General features: G+C 28.1%; 1 protein-coding gene. It reads right to left on the bottom strand.

Annotated elements, in window-relative coordinates:
* Positions 1 to 388 (bottom strand): hypothetical protein (locus KQ878_RS03725; protein WP_373422578.1); only part of this gene is annotated, 388 nt, incomplete at both ends.

Here is a 388-nt window from a genome sequence, read left to right on the forward strand (position 1 = left end):
ATGACATCAAACATATCCTTAAAAAGATTTTCTATAGCATGTCCTTTTTTGTCAAATGTGCCATCATTAATTTTGTCATTGAATAACTCATTTGTGCTTGCACCTTCAAAAGTTATTTCCATTTTTCCACTTTTTTTGTTTTGAGAATCTTCTTTTTTAACCTTGCAAACCAATAAAGTCAAAGGCAATAAGACGAAACTATTGTCCATTTGGTCATCAATATAAGAACGATAAGCTTCTATAATTTTTTTAGTCTTCTCTTTATCATAGTCTTTAGTTGCGTCTTTAACTTCTATAATAATTTGATGTTTGCCATATTTAATTACAATATCCGGGAATGAGTTTTTAATATCATAATCTTTACTATAGTATTCATAATTTACGCCGT

Source organism: Mycoplasma zalophidermidis, assembly GCF_018913985.1.
Lineage (GTDB): Bacteria > Bacillota_I > Bacilli_A > Mycoplasmatales > Metamycoplasmataceae > Mycoplasmopsis > Mycoplasmopsis zalophidermidis.